This window comes from Tistrella mobilis (assembly GCF_041468085.1).
In the GTDB taxonomy this organism is placed as follows: Bacteria; Pseudomonadota; Alphaproteobacteria; order Tistrellales; family Tistrellaceae; genus Tistrella; species Tistrella mobilis_A.
The window spans coordinates 65,494-86,372 of the sequence record NZ_CP121015.1 but is presented as its reverse complement, the minus strand read 5'-3'; the positions used below and the strand labels follow the sequence as shown (position 1 = coordinate 86,372).

General features: G+C 67.5%; 16 protein-coding genes and 1 CRISPR repeat array. Of the genes, 10 read left to right on the top strand and 6 right to left on the bottom strand.

Translation table 11 applies throughout. From position 1 onward, the window contains the following. Positions 1-74: 74 nt before the first annotated feature. A complete protein-coding gene (locus tag P7L68_RS03390) occupies positions 75-1,253 on the bottom strand; it encodes an ATP-binding protein (protein WP_371999743.1) in 1,179 nt (392 codons plus the stop codon). Continuing rightward, positions 1,250-1,942: a response regulator gene (locus P7L68_RS03385; protein WP_371999742.1), complete on the bottom strand. Its 693-nt coding sequence runs from the start codon at positions 1,940-1,942 to the stop codon at positions 1,250-1,252. Before P7L68_RS03385 ends, P7L68_RS03390 begins: the two co-directional genes overlap by 4 nt. Positions 1,943-2,134: 192 nt before the next feature. On the opposite strand from P7L68_RS03385, the gene P7L68_RS03380 reads away from it, so the two are divergent. Continuing rightward, the gene (locus P7L68_RS03380) at positions 2,135-2,893 is read left to right on the top strand and encodes a phosphatase PAP2 family protein (RefSeq protein ID WP_371999740.1); all 759 of its coding nucleotides are present in this window, start codon (positions 2,135-2,137) and stop codon (positions 2,891-2,893) included. A 90-nt stretch (positions 2,894-2,983) separates the two neighbouring features. Beyond that, a complete protein-coding gene (locus P7L68_RS03375; RefSeq protein ID WP_371999738.1) occupies positions 2,984-3,667 on the top strand; it encodes a YkgJ family cysteine cluster protein in 684 nt (227 codons plus the stop codon). A 39-nt stretch (positions 3,668-3,706) separates the two neighbouring features. Here P7L68_RS03375 and P7L68_RS03370 read toward each other — a convergent pair whose 3' ends face one another. Further along, positions 3,707-3,964, bottom strand: coding sequence for a hypothetical protein (locus P7L68_RS03370; protein ID WP_371999736.1), 258 nt, complete (start codon positions 3,962-3,964; stop codon positions 3,707-3,709). 166 nt (positions 3,965-4,130) lie between these two features. Here P7L68_RS03370 and P7L68_RS03365 point away from each other — a divergent pair, with 166 nt between their 5' ends. The 4 genes from P7L68_RS03365 (at position 4,131) to P7L68_RS03350 (ending at position 7,722) form a co-directional block, all read left to right on the top strand. After that, entirely contained in the window at positions 4,131-5,261 is a 1,131-nt protein-coding gene (locus P7L68_RS03365) for a helix-turn-helix domain-containing protein (protein ID WP_371999735.1), read from the top strand. 221 nt (positions 5,262-5,482) lie between these two features. Continuing rightward, positions 5,483-5,821 carry a hypothetical protein gene (locus tag P7L68_RS03360; protein ID WP_345959446.1) on the top strand — a complete coding sequence of 113 codons (339 nt, stop codon included), beginning with the start codon at positions 5,483-5,485 and terminating at the stop codon, positions 5,819-5,821. Between the two features lie 97 nt (positions 5,822-5,918). After that, the gene (locus P7L68_RS03355) at positions 5,919-7,061 is read left to right on the top strand and encodes an AAA family ATPase (protein ID WP_371999734.1); all 1,143 of its coding nucleotides are present in this window, start codon (positions 5,919-5,921) and stop codon (positions 7,059-7,061) included. A 13-nt stretch (positions 7,062-7,074) separates the two neighbouring features. Then, positions 7,075-7,722 (top strand): DUF4276 family protein, encoded by a 648-nt coding sequence (locus P7L68_RS03350; RefSeq protein WP_371999733.1) that lies wholly within the window; start codon positions 7,075-7,077, stop codon positions 7,720-7,722. 462 nt (positions 7,723-8,184) lie between these two features. Next, positions 8,185-9,452: direct repeats of the CRISPR family, unit length 31 nt; unit sequence GTTTCAATCCACGCACCCGCAAGGGTGCGAC. 415 nt (positions 9,453-9,867) lie between these two features. Here P7L68_RS03350 and P7L68_RS03345 read toward each other — a convergent pair. From P7L68_RS03345 to P7L68_RS03335, 3 genes are all read right to left on the bottom strand, one after another. Continuing rightward, on the bottom strand, positions 9,868-11,451 hold the full coding sequence (locus P7L68_RS03345) for an ABC transporter substrate-binding protein (protein WP_371999731.1): 1,584 nt from the start codon (positions 11,449-11,451) through the stop codon (positions 9,868-9,870). A 126-nt stretch (positions 11,452-11,577) separates the two neighbouring features. Then, positions 11,578-12,459: an alpha/beta hydrolase gene (locus P7L68_RS03340; RefSeq protein WP_371999730.1), complete on the bottom strand. Its 882-nt coding sequence runs from the start codon at positions 12,457-12,459 to the stop codon at positions 11,578-11,580. 28 nt (positions 12,460-12,487) lie between these two features. After that, entirely contained in the window at positions 12,488-13,978 is a 1,491-nt protein-coding gene (locus P7L68_RS03335) for an amidase (RefSeq protein WP_371999728.1), read from the bottom strand. 169 nt (positions 13,979-14,147) lie between these two features. On the opposite strand from P7L68_RS03335, the gene P7L68_RS03330 reads away from it, so the two are divergent. The 4 genes from P7L68_RS03330 to P7L68_RS03315 all read left to right on the top strand — a co-directional run bounded on the left by P7L68_RS03330 (position 14,148) and on the right by P7L68_RS03315 (position 20,866). Then, a complete protein-coding gene (locus P7L68_RS03330) occupies positions 14,148-14,987 on the top strand; it encodes a GntR family transcriptional regulator (protein WP_371999726.1) in 840 nt (279 codons plus the stop codon). A gap of 2,285 nt (positions 14,988-17,272) precedes the next feature. After that, positions 17,273-18,646 (top strand): aspartate aminotransferase family protein, encoded by a 1,374-nt coding sequence (locus tag P7L68_RS03325; RefSeq protein ID WP_371999724.1) that lies wholly within the window; start codon positions 17,273-17,275, stop codon positions 18,644-18,646. Positions 18,647-18,708: 62 nt separating this feature from the next. Continuing rightward, complete coding sequence (locus tag P7L68_RS03320; RefSeq protein WP_371999722.1) at positions 18,709-19,875, top strand: C45 family autoproteolytic acyltransferase/hydolase; 1,167 nt, start codon at positions 18,709-18,711, stop codon at positions 19,873-19,875. Positions 19,876-19,921: 46 nt separating this feature from the next. Then, the gene (locus tag P7L68_RS03315) at positions 19,922-20,866 is read left to right on the top strand and encodes an ABC transporter permease (RefSeq protein WP_371999720.1); all 945 of its coding nucleotides are present in this window, start codon (positions 19,922-19,924) and stop codon (positions 20,864-20,866) included. Positions 20,867-20,879 lie beyond the last annotated feature (13 nt).

Sequence of the window (20,879 nt, the reverse complement as noted above, 5' to 3'; positions counted from 1 at the left end):
CACGCGCGCCGATGCGGCGCGCATGTCGGGCAGAGGCTGTACGGAAGAGAGGTGCCGGTACCGGTAGCGGGGCGCTATGCCGGGCGGAGATGGATCGCGACCACGGCCCCGCCCTCGGGGCGGTTGGCCAGCGTCAGATGTCCGCCATGGGCAACCGCGATGGCCTGGACGACCGAAAGCCCCAGCCCCGTGCCGCCGGTGGCGCGCGACCGCGAGGCATCGCCCCGCCAGAACGGGTTGATCGCCACCGCATCCATGTCTTCGGGGAAACCGGGGCCGCGATCGAGCAGGCGGATGACCACGCCGCCATCGGGCAGCGGGGCGGTTTCGACGCGCAGCCAGCCGCCGTCGGCTGCATAGCGGCGGGCATTGTCGACCAGCGCCAGCACGGCCTGGCGAAGCCTGGACGGATCGGCGGAGACGGGGGCCGGCTGAAGATCGGTTTCGACCGTCAGGCCGTCGGCCTCCAGCATCGGCCGCGCGGCCGACAGAACCGCCGCCACCACCCCGGCCGCATCCAGCCTCTGGCGCTGCATCACCAGCTGCTGGCCGATCGCCAGCGACAGGGTGCGCAGATCCTCGACGATCCGGCCCAGACCTTCGACCTGAAGCAGAAGATCCGCCAGCATCTTCCGGTCCATCGGGAAGACGCCGTCGAGTATGCCCTGCAACCCGCCCTGAAGAACCGTCAGCGGCGTGCGCAGTTCATGGGCGACCGCCATATTGTTGAAACGCAGCCGCGTCTCCATCCGCTCAAGGTTCGCAGCCAGCGTGTTGAAGGTCTGGACCAGGCTTTCCACCTCGCGCGTGCTGCCGGCCGAGGCGGCGACGCGGGCGGAAAAATCGCCCGATCCCAGAACATCGGCCGCCGCGGTCAGGTCTTCCAGCGGCCGGGCGATCCGCCGCGCCAGATAGACCCCGATGATGGCAGAGATCAGCGCCGACAGCAGGCTGTAGGCCAGGGTGGCGATCTGCACCTTCAGATCCGCCGCGGCCGATGCCGTCTCCAGATGATCGATGAGCGTCTTCAGCCCGGCCTCGTCGGGCACCAGCCCCTCGTAGACGCGCGTATAGGCGAGCGCCGCCTCGGGCGGCAGGCTGCGATTGATGCTGTCTTCCAGATAGGCGGAATACCAGGTGACGCCGAGATAGGCCATGCCGACGCTGAGCATCAGCATGGTCGCAATGGCGATCGCGGTCAGGGTGGCGAGCGGCAGGGCGCGGAATGTCCGCCGACGCGTCGGCCGGCTCATTGCGGGTCCGCCAGGCGATAGCCGACGCCGCGCACCGCCGGGAAAAAGCCGGTCTCGCCCATCTCTTCCAGCTTGCGGCGCAGATTTGAGATATGGGTGTCGACGGTGCGGACCAGCGCATCGCTTTCCGGCAGGCAGGCATCCAGAATGTCGGCGCGCGCAAACACCTGGGTCGGGTGGCGGATCATATGCGCCAGGATCCGGAATTCGCTCAGCGTCAGCGACAGCAGCCGGCGCTCGCCGTCGCGGTTCACGAAGGCCGCATGGCTGCCGAAATCCACCTCGATCGTCCGGAAGCGGCGGAGCACGGCATCGGGCCGGTCCAGGGTCCGGCGCAGCACGGCCTTGACCCGCGCCACCACTTCCTGCGGGTTGAACGGCTTCACGACATAGTCGTCGGCCCCCAGATGCAGGCCGCTCAACCGGTCGATATCATCGGCAAGCGCCGTCACCATGATCACCGGGGTCGAACTGGTCTGCCGCATCCGGGCCAGCACGGCGAAGCCGTCGATCTTCGGGATGCGCACGTCCAGCAGCACGATATCGGGCTTCAGAAGCGCGTGATGCTGAAGGGCGGTTTCGCCATCGGCGGCCTGAACGGTCCGGAAGCCCTCGCGCGCCAGATATCCGTCCAGGATCCGCGCAATCGCCGGCTCGTCCTCGACCAGGAGGACAAGATTATTCTCCATATCCAATACCTTGCCGCCGTTGACCGGGTCGTCGTCGCCATCAGCGACGCCGGACCATACGGGCTTCGCCCCTTGCCGACAATGCCCGGGTGGCCGGCCGGCCGGGTCCGCACAGGATCTTGATCCGGTCTTCGCCGTTTCTTGACAATCGCGCCTCAGCCTGCGGCCGTTCCACCCCAAGGAGAGGCCGGCATGCGACCCGCCCTACCGGGCTATCTGCCCGAAGCTTCCGCCCCCCTGTCACGGCACGGCACCCGAAACGGCATCGACAGGGCGCCGGCCGTCATCGCCAGAGCGATCATCTGCATCAGCTTCGTCTTCATGATCTTCCCCGCGATCGACCTTGCGGTTTCACACGGTGTTGCCGAAGGATCGGTCTTCGTTCTGGCGCAGGACCCGTTTCTGAAGGCTGTGCGAAAATTCGGCCTCCGCAGCCCGGTCTGGATTCTGAGCCTGATGCTGATGCTGATCCTGGCGCACCGGTTTCTGCCCCGGCGCCATGCGGTCTGCCGGCCGCACAAGCCGCTCTTCGTGCTGATGAGCTTTGCCGCAGGCCCGCTGCTGATCGCCGAGACCCTGAAACCCCTGATCGGCCGCGCCCGGCCGCGCCAGCTGATCGAGTCCGGCGGGGCGGCGGATTTCACCCCGGTCTGGCAGTTTTCCGCCGCCTGTGCGCGCAACTGTTCCTTCCCCTCGGGAGAGGCCGCGGGGGCTGCGGCGGCGCTGTCGCTTCTGGTCTTCGTGCCCGTGCGGCTGCGATGGATCGCCGCCCTGATCCTCGTCCCCGTGCTGATGATGATTGCGGGCAACCGCGTGCTGTTCGGCGCCCATTTCCTGTCGGATGTGGTGCTGGCCTGGCTGTTCACCATGCTGGCCATGGCCTGGATCTGGCGATGGATGCAGCCGCGCGCGGCGCGCATCGACCGCGCTCTCTCAAGCGCCCGGCCATAGGGGGCGTCCATGGAGGGGGCTCAATCCGCTGGACGGCCGGCGCGGCCGGTGTGACCATCATCGCCACGCGCCCAGCCAGAGATCCCGCCCATGCCCGATCCCCAGCCAGACCCGCTCACCCCCGTTCTCGACGACATCGCCGATCTGGGGGCGCTGACCCGCAGCCTGTCGGGGCGGTACGAGGCGATCTTCCGGGGGTTTCGCGCCGCACTCGCCCGGCGGCTCGATCAGGCGGAAACGATGGCGGATGCGGCGCTTGAGGCGATGGCGATGGCCGAGGCGACCGTGGCCGCCTTCCGGGCGGCCTTTCCCAGCCAGCCGGCGCTCGCCTGCACGGGCGGCTGTGCCGCCTGCTGCCATCTGTTCGTCGCGGTGCCGCCGGGGGTGGCCGAGGCGATGGCGGCCCATATCCTCGCCACCCGCCCGCAAGAGGCGCGGGCACAGCTGGTGGCGGAACTGGACGACGCGGCAAGGGCGGCGGCGGCCATGGCCGATCCGGCGCGGCTGAGGCGGCGCTGCCCGCTTCTGGGCGCCGATGATCGCTGCACCGTCTATGACGTGCGGCCGCCGGCCTGCCGGGCCTTCACCTCGACCTCGGCGGCACGTTGCCGCCAGCTGCTCGACGATCCCTCGCGCGACGTGCCCCAGAATGCCGGGCAGTACCGCCTGTTCATCGAGGCGACGGCCGCGCTGCAGGAAACCGCCCGCCGGCGCGGTCTGGCCGACGGGCAGCGGGGGCTTGCCGCCGCCCTGCTCGATGCCCTGGGTGCGTGATTTCTCAGGGCGCCTGGTTTCTCAGGGTGGGTGAGATTCTCAGGCCGGCTGGGGCGGGGCGTCGGCGAGGCTGCGACGGCGGGCCAGAACCTCGTCGAAGGCATCGGCGATGCGCGCCACCGCGGTCAGCAGCGGCACGTCTTTCAGGTCATGACCTTCGGCCAGGGCGGCGGCGTTCAGCCCCGATCTGCGGGCGCGGGCGACCAGCCGTTCGGCCAGGGCGTAATCGGCGGCGATCCTGCGGGCCAGCGCTTCCAGAACCGGGAAGGCGGTTTCAGACTGTGCGACGTTCGACATGACGACGATCCTTGGAACGGCACGTCCGGGACATCTGTTGGGGGGAGACGACGGGCGTGCCAGGGCGTTATCATAGCCCGGGCGCCGCCGGCAAACCCGGCCCGGCGTCTCAGATACCCGGCCCCGCGTCTCGATCCGCGGCGGCCGTTATGAAAGACCACCGACCGTGCCCAACCCTTCCGTTCCCCGCCCGGACCAGCCCGCATCCGCCCCCGCACCGGCGGCCGGCGTGGTCCGGCTGTTCGATGCCGATGCCGGGGCCCATGATGCCGCCTTCGAAGGCTGGCGCCTGGCGCTGGACGGCCTGTTCGACGTCTCGCGCCCGCGCGATGGCGGGGATCCCTTCCGGGGCGGCATCGTCGCGCATGATTTCGGCCAGGCGGTCGTCACCGACACCCATGCCGGCGGCCAGCGCTTCCGGCGCGACGGCCGCACCATCGCCCGGGGCGGCCTGGATCATTTCCTGGTGCAGCTCTACCGCCAGGGTGGCTTCGACGGAGAGGCCGAGGGCCGCGACATGGCGGTCCGCCCGGGCGATGTCTGCCTGTTCGACCTGTCGCGGACCATGCAGACCGATGCCGGGCGGTTCCGGAACGTCACCCTGCTGCTGCCCCGCACCCTGCTGGCGCCGCTGGTCGACACGCCCGACGATCTGCACGGGCTGGTGCTGGACGGCAGTTCAGGACCCGGCCGCATTCTGGCCGCCCATCTGCAAAGCCTGGTGGCCCAGGGCGCGCTGATCGATCCGGCCGAGGCCGGCCCGGTGCTGGAAGGCACGGCCGGGCTGATCGCCGGCTGTTTCCGCCGGGCCATGGCGCTGGCCGGCCCCACCGACGGCGAGGCCGCCCAGGTGGTGCGCCACGGCGTGCGCGATGCCGTGCTCGGCGCCATGCACCGCTTCATCGATGCCAATCTGACCTCGCCGGAGCTGACGCCCGAGGCGCTGATGCAGCGTTTCCACATCTCGCGCCCAACCCTCTATCGCCTGTTCGAAAGCTCGGGCGGGGTGGTCGCCCATATCCGCGCCCGGCGGCTCCGGCGCTGTTTCGCGGCGATCACCGATCCGGCCCAGGCCCATCGCCGGCTGTCGGACATCGCCTATGACTGGGGCTTCACCGACGACACCGCCTTCGCCCGCGCCTTTCGCCGCAGCTTCGGCCTGTCGCCCCGCGATGCCCGCCGCGCCGCGCTGGAGGCCCGCGCCGCCGGCCAACCCGACGGCGGCGGCGGCGGCCAGCCGCTGCCCGGCAGCGATCCCGGCCTGCAACGCCTGATCCGGCAGCTGCGCACCGCCTGATCCCCGACATGCGCGGCTGATGCTATGCACGTGGTCCGGCCCCTGCCGTCGGCGCAGCCCGGCCCTGCAGGTTCCGCCATCTGCAATCGCTCGCATGATCCTGCGGGATAGGGCACACTCAACGGCTTGAGAGGATGCCGGTTCGGGAGGACCGGCCGCGACGCGCGAACAACGCGCGCGCAGATCACGGCAGAACCTGGGCAGTCGCGAGGCGGGGTCGAATGACGAGATATAAAAGCGGCGGTGCTGCCGATGCAGCGCTGATGGGATCGTTGGTGCGTCTGTGGCTGGAAGCGGGCACGGTGATGATGATGCGCACCGGCATGAGCCTGTTCCAGACCGGCCCGGCGGGCGAGGAAGTGCGCATGATCGCCGAAAAGCCGGCCGCCTTCCTTCAGGCCCAGGTTGCCGCCACCGCCGCCGCCGGCGCCGCCATCACCCGCGACCCGATGGACCCGATGGGCGCCATGGTCGCCGCCGGCCGCGCCTGGACCGGCGTGATCTCCCGCAAGACCAGCGCAAATCGCCGGCGGCTGAACCGGCATATTTCGGCGAAGTGAGGGGGCAACCTCCCCGCCCACGGGTCAGCTCCTCGTGATCGGACGGCTTTGCCGGCGGCTTCGGTTTATCCATAATGGATGATCAGGGAGTGTCGCAATGAAGATCACCACGATGGACCAGCGCAAACCACATCGACTGCAAGGACGTATTGCTGAGATTTCCATCCAGGGCTTCCGCAGCCTGAAGCACATTGAGAAATTGCAGCTTCCGCAATTGACCGTCCTCATCGGTGCGAACGGTGTCGGCAAGTCCAGCTTCATCCGATTTTTCGAGATGCTGGGCTGGATGCTGCGCAGCCGAAATCTCCAGGAGTTCGTGCTCCGGAAAGGCGGTGGCGACGATCAATTCTTCATGGGGTCTCGGGTCACGCCCGAAATCACCGCAGAGATCCGTATCGCCACCGAGAAAGGATACAACGACTATCAATTCAGTATGGCGCATCTGTCGGCCGGCGATACGCTGATGCTGACGCATGAAGCCTATCGATATTCCGATAACGGGAAGGCAGGACAAGCGGCCTGGAGCCGTCTGTCCGGTGTGGCAAAAGAATCGGCCCTGCCGGATCAGGACAACAGAACCGCAAAGACCATCCACGCACTTCTGCGTCAGTGTTCGACCTATCAGTTCCACGACACCTCGGCCAATGCCTCGCTGCATCAGCGATGGGATATCTCCGACTCGGTTCGCCTGAGGTCGGATGGCGGAAATCTGGCGGCGGTCCTGCTCGACCTGCGGGAGAACGACGCCCCGCGCTATCGCCAGCTCGTGCAGCAGATCAGCCGTGTGTTTCCGACGCTGGAGGATTTCGTGCTGGAGCCTGTGGCGGGCAAGGTTCTGCTGCGCTGGAAGAGCAGATACAGCGACAAGATCTTCGGCGCGCATCTCACCTCCGACGGCTCACTGCGACTGTTCTGCCTGATGACCCTGTTGAGTCTGCCCGACGAACGCCTTCCGGACATCCTGTTCTTCGACGAACCGGAGCTTGGCCTGCACCCGCATGCCATTACTCTGGTGTCTGAAATGCTCAAGCGGGTGGCCAGGACGCGGCAGGTGTTTATCGCAACCCAGTCGCCCTACATGGTGGACTGCTTCGACCTCGACAATATCGTGGTCGCCGAAGCCAGCGACGGGGCGACGACGCTGCGCAACCTCCCCCGGGCGCAGTACCAGCAATGGCTGGATGACGACTATCTCCTGTCGGATATCTGGCTGAAAATGCCCGTCGGGGTGCCCGGATGATCAGGGTGGCCGGATGAATCGCGTCTGCATCGTCTGCGAGGGTGCGACCGAGGTGGAGTTCGTCAAGAGGTGTCTGGCGCCACATCTGATGGATCATGGTGTGAGCGCCTATCCCTCCATCCTGCGCGCGCCATCGGGCGGGCATCGCGGTGGCCGTGTGTCGGTCGAACGGCTGGCCCGCTTCCTGTCCCATCAGTATCGGGAGACGCGCCGGCTGACGACCCTGGTGGATTACTACGGGTTCCAGGATGCCGGCGGCCGCACGCGTGCGGAACTGGAACAGGACATTCTGACGCATGTCACAAAACATGCGCCCAGCATCGATACCCGGTTCATCCATCCCTATGTTCAGATGCATGAATTCGAAGGGTTGCTGTTCTCGGACGTCGAACAGTTTCAATACGTTCTGGACGGCTGGGATGCCGGGGTCCGGCAGAGGCTGATCGCCATACGCGCGCAGTTCCCGACGCCTGAAGACATCAACAACAGCCGCGCAACCGCGCCTTCTAAACGGATCCTGGCCGCCTTTGCGGACGGAAGCTACAACAAGACCGAACACGGCCCGGTGATCGCCGAAGCCATCGGCCTCGCCACGATCCGGCGGCACTGCCCCCAATTCGATGCCTGGGTCGCCATGCTTGAAGCCTGGGGCAACAGCTGAGCGGCCGGGCACCGCCCGTGTGGGATTCCGATGCGGCGAGGAAGCCGGATCCCCGCCTTTCGCCGGGATGACGGCAGAAATGTGGGACGAAGGCTTGCCGGCGGAGAACATGACATGAGCGCCGCTCTCCCGATCTGAATACTGCCGGTGTCATGCACGGGCGCCGATATTCCTCGCACAACACGTACCACCGTCATCCCCGCGAAGGCGGGGATCCAGGTTCCTCTCCACACGAAGAACGCCCAACGACCTGAACCCCGGCCCTGACCGAGGATTCCCCCTGGTGGCTGACGGCACGGTTCCCGCCAGGTGTTCACCCTCCGATCCTGTGGAGGCCTACCTGGATCCCGGCCTTCGCCGGGATGACGGGATTTTCTTTCATGAACAACCGGTTGGGCCTGGTTCTGCATCAAGCGGTGAGGAGGGAGAAGCGAAGCCCCCCATTGCTGGGGAGGGGGTGCGGCCTCGGTTCACGCACCCGCAAGGGTGCGACATGGTCCGCGCCATATCCGCCAGCGCGCCGCGCAGTTTCAATCCACGCACCCGCAAGGGTGCGACGCTGCCGCGCTCCACACAGGGGGCACGGCACCTCGTTTCAATCCACGCACCCGCAAGGGTGCGACTCGCCATCGCACTCCACCTCCGTGAGCGGGAGATCGTTTCAATCCACGCACCCGCAAGGGTGCGACTCGCCATCGCACTCCACCTCCGTGAGCGGGAGATCGTTTCAATCCACGCACCCGCAAGGGTGCGACGGGCGGCAGGCCTGCCGATCACGCCACACGCCACGTTTCAATCCACGCACCCGCAAGGGTGCGACGTCCAGGCCGCCGCCGCAGGCCGAAGCCGACGAGTTTCAATCCACGCACCCGCAAGGGTGCGACCACCACGCACGGTGCGGCGCACTTCATAGGGCCGGTTTCAATCCACGCACCCGCAAGGGTGCGACTCGGGCTGGTGTCCGCCCGGATCACGGGGGTGGTGGTTTCAATCCACGCACCCGCAAGGGTGCGACATGGAAATACATTTACGAGAGACTATACGATTAAAAGTTTCAATCCACGCACCCGCAAGGGTGCGACCCCTTCGGCTCGTTCCTCCGGCTCCCATCAGCCCGTTTCAATCCACGCACCCGCAAGGGTGCGACCGACATGGTGATGAAGGTGATGGATCTGGGGCTCGTTTCAATCCACGCACCCGCAAGGGTGCGACTGTTCGTGGCCAGGTTTACATTCAATGCGTCGATGTTTCAATCCACGCACCCGCAAGGGTGCGACAACCGGAAAGAAGTATTCCGAAGAATATGCATACGTTTCAATCCACGCACCCGCAAGGGTGCGACCTTGACGAGGGGGAGAAGTCATGAGCGCATACGTTTCAATCCACGCACCCGCAAGGGTGCGACCCTGATACTGCGTAATACTGGACAGAGTGGACGGTTTCAATCCACGCACCCGCAAGGGTGCGACGCTATCATACCACAACCCATCGGCTGCCGCGTTAGTTTCAATCCACGCACCCGCAAGGGTGCGACCGCCCATGTCGCTGAGGCTCCACCCCGCCTTGCCGTTTCAATCCACGCACCCGCAAGGGTGCGACGACGGTCGCAGTCGCGCTGGAGGCCGTGACTGCGTTTCAATCCACGCACCCGCAAGGGTGCGACAAGTGGTTCACTGCCACGGATAAACTCGACGCCAGGGTTTCAATCCACGCACCCGCAAGGGTGCGACCCACCCCCTCTTAATAGCCTGAATCGAACGCCGGAAAAAGGCGATCCGCGCGAACCCCCGTTGGAGGCCATGCACTGGCATGAACATGCATAAAATGTACAATTCAACTGGCTGAAAAATGGGGATAATTTTGTCCGCGAACCTCCCGGGATTTTTACGGGAGCTTGGGGTTCGCGGGTGGTCCCTGGGCGGTACGGGCGGTGAGAAGATCCCGTAGAGACGCCCGGCGTTTCTGTCCGGGGCCATCGTCGCGCAGTTCTGCGCAAACGCTCCATCGTCATCGCGGCGACGGTCGGGCGCCGGGTCGGTCATAACCTGACACGTTCGATGGTGTGCGCAGCCGCCAAACGGAAAACACCGCCCCGGTCCCCCGGGGCGGCATTTCCCATCTCATCTCGTCCCTAAATCTCCCCCGTCACCCCTTCCACACCCCCCAGGCCAGCGGGATCGCCGCCGCCCAGGGTTTGTAATCATGCAGGGCCGGGTTCACGCCCTCGATGGTGGGGGAATAATAGAGGCCGATGATCGGCACCTCTTCCTTCATCTTCGCGTGCAGGCGGCGGAAGATGGCGGCGCGGGCGGTCTGGTCGGTCAGCGTGCCGCTTTCGGCCAGGAGCTCGCGGGCCTGCGCGTCGCCCCACTGCGCCCATTTTGCCGTCGCCTTGTCGGCGATCAGCGCGGCATACATCAGCCCCGGGTCGAAGCGGCCGGAATAGCTGAACGACGACAGCTGAAAGCGGCCGTTGACGTAATTGTCGAGCTGGGCCGCCCAGTCCAGGACTTCCAGCTGCACGTTGAAGCCGGCGGCGGACAGCATCGCCTGGATCATCACCGCATTGTCGTACATGCCGACATAGCGCCGGTTGGTCTGCAGCCTGATCGGCTCACCCTTGTAACCCGCCTGTTTCGCCAGCGTCGCGGCTGCCGCCGGGTCGTATTTCGGCCAGTCGAGGAAATCGGCCGAGAAGGCGCGCATGCTCTCGGCCACGCCCGAAGGATTGGGCTTGGCGAGGCCGTTGGTGCGCACCTCGGTGATCTGGGCGATGTCGATCGCCTGGGCCAGCGCCCGGCGCAGTTTGGGGTTGGAGAGCAGCGGATCCTCGGTCTGGATCAGCAGGGCCGACCAGTTGAGCCCGGGCGCCGCCATCACCTTCATGCCCGCCGCCTTCAACTCGTCGATCTTGATCGTGTCGAGCTGGGGGATGATGTCGATCGCGCCGGTCTTGAGCGCCGCCGCCGCCGCATCGGCATCGGGGATGATCTGATAGCGCAGCGCATCCACATACACCTGGCGCGCCCCGGCAAAGCCGCTGCCGGGTTCGGATGACGGGACATAGCCGTCATAGCGCTCCAGCACCATCTGGTCGCCATGTTTCCAGCTGCCGAATTTGAACGGGCCGGTGCCGATCGGCGTCCATGTCCCGTCGGCACCGACGCTCTTCGGGCTCGCCACCAGCATGCCGCACTGGACATTGGCCAGCTGGGTGAGGAACAGGCCCGAGGGTTCCGCCAGGCGGAACACCACCGTCTTCGGGTCGGGCGCCTCTACCGCCTCCACCTTCAGCCCGCCGGCCTGGCCGTTGAAGAAGCGGGCGCAGAGCCAGCCCTCCTGGCCCGATTTGCGCTCCCAGCTCCATTTCACCGCCTCGGCCGTCAGCGGATCGCCATTGTGGAAGGTGACGCCGTCGCGGAGCGTGAAGGTGTAGCTGCGGCCATCCTCGGAAATCGTCCAGCTTCGGGCCAGCGCCGGGCCGACGCTCAGATCGGTGCGATAGCCGACCAGCCCTTCGAACAGGTTGTTCACCACCGCATCGGAATTGGAGTCGCGGTTGATGCCCGGCTCCAGGCTGCGGGCATCGGCATTCATCGACACCACCAGGGTGCCGCCGCGTTTCGGGCCGTCCGCAGCCCCCGCCGGCGCCGCGGCCAGCAGGGCGGCGAGCGCGGCCGACCCGGCGAGCGCACCGCCGCGAAGCCCCGTCAGGGCGATTGATCTCATGACCTTGTTCCCTATCAGATCAGCTTTTTGTCTGACCAGCAGCCCGGCCCCATCGGGTGGCCGGCTGCTCTCATGGCCGATGCGACTCTTTCCCGGTCGCCTGCGGCCAGTCCCTGCCGTCGCCCGTCAGGGCCGGTGATCGCGCTCTCCCTGCGCGAACCGGTCCGACAGGAATTGCTTCACCACCGGCAGCAGGGGCTCCTGCCTGTGGGCCGTGCCGGGCACCAGATCGTGGGTGACCGGAATGCCGCGGCTCTCGAAACTCGCCTTCAGCGCCGCCAGCCGTTCGATGCGGGTGGCACCGTGGCGCTCGAAGGCGGGTTGCCACCAGGGGTTGTCACGCGTGATGGCGATCTCCCATGTGGCTGTATCTTCCGCGCCCACCACCATCTGCACGGCAACGCGCCGCATGGCCGCGAGGTCGATCGGCCTGCCGAAGATGGCCTCGACATCACGCACCCCGGCCGGCCAGTCGACCTGATCATCCAGCAGGGTCACGATACCGGGCGCGCCGATCGACACCGCCGCCAGCCGCTCGGGATGGGCATAGAGGAAACGATGGGCGAAATGCCCGCCGCCCGAAAAGCCGAACAGGGCAAACCGGTCGGCATCGATCCGGTAGAGCGCCTGCATCTCGCGGATCATCTGCAACAGGATCAGATCATAGGCAGGACCCGCCCCCCTCGCATCGGCGTCTCCGGGACCGCGCAGCCGCTTATAGCTCGAAAGCTCCCGCGGGGCGGTGATGCCGGCCGGAAACAGCGGCGCCAGCACGATCAGCTGCTGCGCCTCCGCCAGATCGATGAAGGCATCGCGGCAGGCGGCGTTGTCGCGCATGGTGCCGTGGACGACAACCAGCAGCCGGTAGCGCCGGTCGCCCGCCTCGTCGTAGCTTTCCGGCACATAGGCGCAGTACGAAAAGCGCGGATCGGCGGCGCAGACCTGCACGGTGGTGCGGCCGAAATCGTAATAGCTCAGGATCTCGCCATGGCCGGGGGTGCTGCGCATGGGGACGCCTCCGTCAGAAACCGCTCGTTCAGAAACCGGGCCGGGGGTCGACGACCCCGAGCCGCGGCATGGCCGCCTCGATGGCGTAACCGGCCGCGAAGCACAGATCCTCGCGTTCCGGGGCCGCCACCAGCTGCACGCCGCAAGGCATGGTGACCGCGTGACCCTCGATGTCGAAAGAGGCAAGCCCCGTCGGCACCGTCAGCCCGGGCAGGCCCAGAACCGAAATCACCATCAGCGGCCCCTGGGCCCGCATGATCCGCCGCGCATCCTCGGGCGAGCGGATATCGGCCAGGCGGTGGAAGGCCGGCTCCAGCGACACCGGCATCACCAGCACCGGCCAGCTTTCGAAGAAGCGCTGCCAGAGCCGCAGCATGCCGTGGCGCCGGGCGACCGCGGCCAGCGCATCGCCCTGGGTCAGCTCCCGCGGCCAGGCCCTTTGCCAATAGTCGACGGCGGTGCGGATGTTCTCGTCCCCCGCAGCCGCAATTGCGGGCGCCAGCAGGGTCATGATGTCGGGAATGCTGATCTCGGCCCACATATCGTGGATCTCGTCCAGCGAGGGCGGCACCACCTCCTCCACCTCCCAGCCGGCAGCGGCGAGGGCCGTGGCCGCCCGGTCCACCGCGTCCCGCACGGCCGGATGACAATCCGGCCAGCCCGCGGTGGAGACCACGGCCGCCCGCCGCGGCACAGCCGGATGATCCCCTACCATGGGTCTGGTGCGGGGATCGTCGACATGCGGCACGGCCATCACCCGGAAGGCGGTTTCCGTGTCGCGCACGGTGCGGGCCAGCGGCCCCTGCACGGCCATCAGCTGGGCCGCGACCGAGCCGCCGCCCCTGGCCGTGGCATTGAACGACGGCACCCGGCCGTAAGAGGGGCGCAGGCCCACCAGCCCGTTGCACATCGCCGGAAACCGCACCGATCCGCCGATGTCGTTGCCATGGGCGATCGCCACCATGCCGGTCGCGACCGAGGCCGCGGCACCACCCGAAGAACCACCGACCGTCAAATCACGATGCCAAGGGTTGTAGGTGGGGCCATGCAGCGTGTTGTCGGTGAACCAGCGCATCGAATAGACCGGCGCATTGGTCCGCCCGACCACGATCGCGCCCGCCCGCTTCAGATGGGCGACCACCGGATTGTCGGCCGGCGCGATCAGGTCGCGATGCACCGCGGTGCCGTTGTCGGTGGGGTGGCCCTGCTGGTCGATATTGATCTTGATCGTGACCGGCACGCCGTGCAGCGGCCCCAGCGGCCGGCCCTCGGCCACCGCCCGATCGGCCGCGGCCGCGGCCGCCAGCGCCTCGTCATCCATCCGCCGGACGATGGCGTTGACGGCGGGGTTCACCGCCGCGATCCGTGCCAGCGACGCCTCGACCAGACGGGTGGCCGTCACCCCGCCCTCGCGCACCAGACGGGCCTGGGCCCCGGCATCGAGCGTGTGGAGCGGCAGCGAGGATGCTTGATCCGGTGCCGATCCTTCGGCAAAGCTGGCGGCAGTCCCGTCGGACATGATGTCTCCGGCCTTCGTGAGAGAGGGTGGGGGCGACAGGGTTCGGGGGTGGCGGTCTGTCTGGCCCCGCTTTGTATTTTGAGATGCTATGAGACAAGAAAACGGAACGCAAGAGCCAGTTGTCGATTCAGAGGGGCCAAGCCGGCTGCAGCGCGATCTGCTGCCACGGGTGCTGGACTATCTGCGCAGCAACGGATTCAGTCCCGGCGACCGGGTGACCGAGCTTGCCCTTGCCCAGCATCTTCAGGTCTCGCGCACGCCGGTCAGGGCGGTGATGGAGGAACTGGCCCGCCAGGGTGTGCTGGACCATCAGCCCCGGCGCGGCTACAGCCTGCGGGCGGTGCCCGAGGCCCCGGCCATGGAGGCGCCGCATCCGCCGGGCGAGGTGGACCAGCTCTGCATCCGTCTGGCCGGCGACCGCCAGCGCAACCGCCTGCCGGCCGAGGTGTCGGAAGCCGATCTGATGCGCCGCTACGGCGTCAGCCGGCCGCTGCTGCTCCGGGTTCTGGCCCAGCTGTCGGAAATCGGCATGGCCGAGCGCAAGCCCGGCCATGGCTGGGCCTTCCTGCCGGTGCTGGACGATGCCGCCCGGCGGGAAAGCTATGAATTCCGCCTGCTGATCGAACCGGCCAGCGTGATGGCGCAGAACTTCCACCTCGATCCCGCCTGGGTGGAAGACATGCGCCGCCGCCACGAAGCCTTCATGGCGGCCCCCTGGAGCGAAACCTCGTCGATCACGCTCTTTGAAATGAACGCCGCCTTCCATGAAGGTCTGGCCCTGGCCTCGGGCAACCGCTTCATCCTGAACGCGCTGCGCCAGCAGAGCCGCATCCGCCGCTTTTCCAATTACGACTGGGTCTACGGGCTGGAGCGGGTCAAGGTCTCGTGCCGCGAACATCTGGAGATCCTGGACCGCCTGGAACTGGACCAGCGCGAAATCGCCGCCGCCCTGATCCGCCGCCACCTGGAACAGGCCGCCGTCCTGACCCGACCGACCCCGCTGGACTGACCGCACGGGCCCGACACCGTTCATCGCCGGACATGACCGGACGACGGCATACGGCGCCCCTGTCCGGCCTCCCCTCGGCCGACCTCCGCACGCCCTCTCTATCGTCATCCCCGCGAAGGCGGGGATCCAGGTTCGTCCCCCCACAAAGAACGCCGCACACCCGGGTCCGGCGGTGATGGCCGACATGGTGGTCCGCACGCCCGGTCGCCTGTCCATTCCCGTGGAAACCAACCTGGATCCCGGCCTTCGCCGGGATGACGGTAGAGGGGGTGTGCAGTGGGTGGCGAGGTTTGGATCGGACATAGAGGTTTGAGGTCATGACCATTTGCTCCGGTCATGAAAACCGCGCAACCCGGTCCCCCCGGGTTGTCGGTGGATTCAGCCCTCTGGCCATCCGCGCGCCGCGCCGTTGATGTCCGGCGCCGTCGCTGCCAGTCCCGGCACACCCTCCCCACCGTCATCCCGGCGAAGGCCGGGATCCAGGTTCGCCCCCCACAAAGAACGCTGAACGCCCTGGTCCGGCGGTGATGGCCGACATGGTGGTCCGCACGCCCGGCCGCCCGTCCATTCCCGTGGAAGCCTACCTGGATCCCGGCCTTCGCCGGGATGACGGTAGAGGGGGTGTGCAGTGGGTGGCGAGGTTTGGATCGGACATAGAGGTTTGAGGTCATGACCATTTGCTCTGGTCATGGAAACCCCGCAACCCGGTCTCCCGGGTTGTCGGTGGATTCAGCCCTCTGACCATCCGCGCACCGCGCCGTTGATGTCCGGCGCTGTCGCTGCCAGTCCCGGCACACCCTCCCCACCGTCATCCCGGCGAAGGCCGGGATCCAGGTTCGCCCCCCCCACAAAGAACGCTGAACGCCCTGGTCCGGCGGTGATGGCCGACACGGCCGTCCGCGCGCCCGGCCGCCCGTCCATTCCCGTGGAAGCCTACCTGGATCCCGGCCTTCGCCGGGATGACGGTAGAGGGGGTGTGCAGTGGGTGGCGAGGTTTGGATCGGACATAGAGGTTTGAGGTCATGACCATTTGCTCCGGTCATGGAAACCCCGCAACCCGGTCCCCCGGGTTGTCGGTGGATTCAGCCCTCTGGCCATCCGCGCGCCGCGCCGTTGATGTCCGGCGCCGTCGCTGCCAGTCCCGGCACACCCTCCCCACCGTCATCCCGGCGAAGGCCGGGATCCAGGTTCGCCCCCCCCACAAAGAACGCTGAACGCCCTGGTCCGGCGGTGATGGCCGACATGGTGGTCCGCACGCCCGGTCGCCTGTCCATTCCCGTGGACGCCTACCTGGATCCCGGCCTTCGCCGGGATGACGGTAGAGGGGGTGTGCAGTGGGTGGCGAGGTTTGGATCGGACATAGAGGTTTGAGGTCATGACCATTTGCTCTGGTCATGGAAACCCCGCAACCCGGTCTCCCGGGTTGTCGGCCGATTCAGCCCTCTCGCCATCCGCGCGCCGCGCCGTTGATGTCCGGCGCTGTCGCTGCCAGTCCCGGCACACCCTCCCCACCGTCATCCCGGCGAAGGCCGGGATCCAGGTTCGCCCCCCACAAAGAACGCTGAACGCCCTGGTCCGGCGGTGATGGCCGACATGGTGGTCCGCACGCCCGGTCGCCTGTCCATTCCCGTGGACGCCTACCTGGATCCCGGCCTTCGCCGGGATGACGGTAGAGGGGGTGTGCAGTGGATGGCGAGGTTTGGATCGGACATAGAGGTTTGAGGTCATGACCATTTGCTCCGGTCATGGAAACCCCGCAACCCGGTCCCCCCGGGTTGTCGGTGGATTCAGCCCTCTGGCCATCCGCGCGCCGCGCCGTTGATGTCCGGCGCTGTCGCTGCCAGTCCCGGCACATCCTCCCCACCGTCATCCCGGCGAAGGCCGGGATCCAGGTTCGTCCCCCCACAAAGAACGCCGCACACCCGGGTCCGGCGGTGATGGCCGACATGACCGTCCGCGCGCCCGGCCGCCCGTCCATTCCCGTGGAAACCAACCTGGATCCCCGCCTCCGCGGGGATGACGGTGGTAGGGGCAGGACGAACCCGGCAGGGCCAGCCCCTGACATGGGCGCATGACGGTGGTGGGGGCGGGGCGACCCCGGCGAAGGCCGGCCCCTGACATAGGCGGGCGATGGCGGCGGGGGCACGACGACCCCGGCAGAGCCGGCGCCCGACATGAACGGACGATGGCATACGGCCCCCTGTCCACCTCCAACACCACCCCTTGCATTTTGTTTTTTGTAGCATCATAGTTCCGTCATCCCCACCGATGCGGAGTGATGCGGCATGACCGTCCAGTCCCCTGCCCCCGATCTGGCCGGCGCCGACCGGCACGCGCCCGATATCCGACTGGCCCCCAATGATCTCCAGCCCTATTGGATGCCGTTTTCGGCCAACCGGGCGTTCAAGGCCGATCCGCGCCTGTTCGTCGCGGCCGACGGCATGTACTACACCACCGCCGACGGCCGGCAGATTCTGGATGCCATGGCCGGGCTCTGGTGCGTGAATGCCGGCCATAATCAGCCGCGGATCGTGCGGGCGATCCAGGATCAGGCGGCGCGGATGGACTATGTCTCGTCCTTCCAGATGAGCCATCCGGCCGCTTTCGTGCTGGCCGAGCGGATCGCCGGCCTCGCCCCCGCCGGGCTCGACCGGGTGTTCTTCACCAATTCGGGATCGGAGGCGGTCGATACCGCGCTCAAGATCGCGCGGGCGTATCACAAGGTCCGGGGCGATGCGAACCGGGTGAAGCTGATCGGCCGGGCCAAGGCCTATCACGGCATGGGCTTCGGCGGGCTGTCGGTTGCCGGCATCCCCCGCCACCGCCGCGATTTCGGCCCGCTTCTGGGCGATGTCGACCATCTGCCCCACACCCACAACCTGGACCACAACGCCTTCTCGCGCGGCCAGCCGGCCTGGGGCGCGCATCTGGCCGACGAGCTTGAAAACATCGTCCAGATCCACGACGCCTCGACCATCGCCGCCGTGATCGTGGAGCCGGTGACCGGATCGGGCGGGGTGCTGCCGCCGCCGGTCGGCTATCTGGAGCGGCTGCGCGAGATCTGCACCCGCCACGGCATCCTGCTGATCTTCGACGAGGTCATCACCGGCTTCGGCCGCCTGGGCGCGCCCTTCGCCTCCAATGCGCTGGGGGTTACCCCCGACATGATCACCTGCGCCAAGGGCATGACCAACGGCGCCGTGCCGATGGGCGGGGTGATCGCCTCCACCGCCGTCTACGACGCCTTCATGACCGGGCCCGAGGCGGCCGTGGAGCTGATGCACGGCTATACCTATTCCGGCCATCCGCTGGCCTGCGCCGCCGGCATCGCCACCATCGAAACCTACGAGCAGGAGGGGCTGTTCGACCGGGGACCGGAGATCTGCGCCGCCTGGGAGGAAGCCGTCCATCAGCTGAAGGGCGCGCCCCATCTGCGCGACATCCGCAATATCGGCCTGCTGGCCGCCATCGAACTGGACAGCCGCGACGGCGCCCCGGGCGCGCGTGCGGCTGAGACCGTCAACCGCTGCTTCGACGACGGCGTTCTGGTCCGGGTGGCGGGCGACAATCTGGTGCTGTCGCCGCCGCTGATCATCACCCCCGATCAGATGGGCCAGGTGGTCGACACCATCCGCACGGCGCTGGGGGAGGTGGCGTGACGCCGCCGCGCCCGCCCCTCTCCCCCGACTCTCCCGGTTCTGCCAGACGAGACCCGCGCCCCATGACCACAGCCACCCCCCTCTCCGCGATCCCCCCCTTCCCCTTCGTATCCGTCGCGGGCACGCCCTATGACCGCGGCTGCGCCTATGGCGCAGCCGTACCCGACCGGATCGCGCGGAGCGCCGAAATCTATGGCCGGGCGCTGGACGGTCTGGGGGCCGATGCGGATTTCCGCCGCCGGCTGATCGCCGATTTCGCCGCGCGCATTCAGGCTTTCGGCGCCCATTACCTGGAAGAGATCCGCGGCATCGCAGAAGGGTCCGGCACCTCGTTCGAAGACGTGGTGATGATCAATGCCCGCACCGAAGTGGTGGCGCAGGCCCGCCGGCTGGCGGCGGCGGCGCCCGCCGCCGTCGACGCGCCTTCCGAACCCGAAGACGGCTGCACCGGTGCGATCATCCTGCCCGGGCGCAGCCGCACCGGCCGGCTGATCCACGGCCAGAACTGGGACTGGCGGTCGGAATGCGCCGAAACCGGCGTGGTGCTGCGTGTGCACCGCGCCGACGGCCCGGATCTGCTGACCTTCGTCGAGGCCGGGGGGCTTGCCCGATCGGGGCTGAATGCGGCCGGCATCGCGATCACCGCCAATTATCTGGAATGCGAGCGCGATTTCCGCACCGCCGGCGTGCCGCTGTCGCTGATCCGCCGCAAGGTGCTGGAACAGAGCCATTTCGCCGAGGCGATCCGGGCGGTGGCGACCACGCCCAAATCCTGCTCCAACAACATCATGATCAGCACCGCCCAGGGCTTCGCGGTCGATTTCGAATGCGCGCCCGACGAGGCCTTCGCCGTGCTGCCCGAAAACGAGATCATCGTTCACGCCAATCACTGGATCAGCCCGATCGCCCGCACCAGGCTGCGCGACACCGGCATCGCCAACATGCCCGACAGCCTGTATCGCGACTGGCGGGTGAAGCGGCTGCTGGAAGAGGCCGGGCCGAAGATCGGCATCGACGACATGAAGCGGGCCTTCTTCGACGATTTCGGCACGCCCTATGCCGTCTGCCGCCCGCCCCGGCCCAACCAGGCCGGCAATCTGTCGGCGACCGTCGCCATGGTGGTGATGGACCCGGCGGCGGGCGTGATGGAAGTGGCCCCCCTGCCGGCGCTGCAGCAGGGCTTCACCCGCTACACCCTGACCGGCGACCCGGTGGCGGCGGCCGCCTGAGCCGCGCCTCCTTTTCAAGCGGGATCTTCAGGGCAGGAGGCTGGCCATGGGACGCTTCATTCTTTCACGCATCGCCATGGGCGTGCCCACGCTGCTCATCGTGGCGGCGGCGGTGTTCTTCCTGATCCGGCTGATCCCTGGCGATCCGGCCTCGCTGATGCTGGGCGACATGGCGACCCCTGAAACGGTCGCCGCCCTGCATCGGGAACTGGGTCTCGACAAGCCGCTGCCGGTGCAGTTCGTGCTCTGGCTGGGCCAGATCCTGACCGGCGATTTCGGCCGCTCGATCACCACCGATCTGCCGGTGCTGCCCCTGATCCTGGACCGGTTCGGGATCAGCGCCACGATCGTTGCGATCGCGGTGGCGCTGGCCACCCTCGCCGCGGTGCCGGCCGGCATGATCGCCGCCTGGCGCCAGGACAGTGCGCTCGACCTCGGTTTCATCGCGGTGGCGACCCTGCTGCTGTCGATCCCGACCTTCTGGCTGGGCCTGCTGCTGCTGCTGCTCTTCGGCCTGGAACTCGGCTGGCTGCCGGTGATCGGCTATGTGTCGCTGGCCGAGGATTTCCGGGCCGGGCTGCTCTACCTCACCTTGCCGGTGCTCACCCTGTTCCTGCACGAAACCGGGGTGATCATCCGCATGGCCCGCGCCAGCATGCTGGAGGTGCAGCGGCTGGATTACATCACCCATGCCCGCGCCAAGGGGCTGTCGGAACCGGTGGTGCTGTGGCGCCATGCCTTCCGCAACGCCTTCGCCCCCACCTGGACCCTGATCGGCCTGATTCTGGGCAATCTTCTGGGCGGCATCGCGGTGGTGGAGACGGTGTTCACCATCCCCGGTCTCGGCCGGCTGCTGGTCGACGGCATTTTTGCCCGCGACTATCCCGTCATCCAGGGCTGCCTGCTGTTCATCGCCGGCGCCTATGTGATCGTCAACCTGATCGTCGACCTCTGCTATCCGGTCTTCGATCCGCGCGTGACCCTGAATTGAGGGAGGCCCGGAT

Coding starts and splice junctions, on each gene's coding strand:
- P7L68_RS03375 (WP_371999738.1), top strand. CDS start 2,984: ATGCCCGATCCCCAGCCAGACCCGCTCACCCCCGTTCTCGACGACATC.
- P7L68_RS03340 (WP_371999730.1), bottom strand. CDS start 12,459: ATGCGCAGCACCCCCGGCCATGGCGAGATCCTGAGCTATTACGATTTC.
- P7L68_RS03315 (WP_371999720.1), top strand. CDS start 19,922: ATGGGACGCTTCATTCTTTCACGCATCGCCATGGGCGTGCCCACGCTG.
- P7L68_RS03320 (WP_371999722.1), top strand. CDS start 18,709: ATGACCACAGCCACCCCCCTCTCCGCGATCCCCCCCTTCCCCTTCGTA.
- P7L68_RS03390 (WP_371999743.1), bottom strand. CDS start 1,253: ATGAGCCGGCCGACGCGTCGGCGGACATTCCGCGCCCTGCCGCTCGCC.
- P7L68_RS03335 (WP_371999728.1), bottom strand. CDS start 13,978: ATGTCCGACGGGACTGCCGCCAGCTTTGCCGAAGGATCGGCACCGGAT.
- P7L68_RS03325 (WP_371999724.1), top strand. CDS start 17,273: ATGACCGTCCAGTCCCCTGCCCCCGATCTGGCCGGCGCCGACCGGCAC.
- P7L68_RS03350 (WP_371999733.1), top strand. CDS start 7,075: ATGAATCGCGTCTGCATCGTCTGCGAGGGTGCGACCGAGGTGGAGTTC.
- P7L68_RS03355 (WP_371999734.1), top strand. CDS start 5,919: ATGAAGATCACCACGATGGACCAGCGCAAACCACATCGACTGCAAGGA.
- P7L68_RS03380 (WP_371999740.1), top strand. CDS start 2,135: ATGCGACCCGCCCTACCGGGCTATCTGCCCGAAGCTTCCGCCCCCCTG.
- P7L68_RS03360 (WP_345959446.1), top strand. CDS start 5,483: ATGACGAGATATAAAAGCGGCGGTGCTGCCGATGCAGCGCTGATGGGA.
- P7L68_RS03385 (WP_371999742.1), bottom strand. CDS start 1,942: ATGGAGAATAATCTTGTCCTCCTGGTCGAGGACGAGCCGGCGATTGCG.
- P7L68_RS03345 (WP_371999731.1), bottom strand. CDS start 11,451: ATGAGATCAATCGCCCTGACGGGGCTTCGCGGCGGTGCGCTCGCCGGG.
- P7L68_RS03370 (WP_371999736.1), bottom strand. CDS start 3,964: ATGTCGAACGTCGCACAGTCTGAAACCGCCTTCCCGGTTCTGGAAGCG.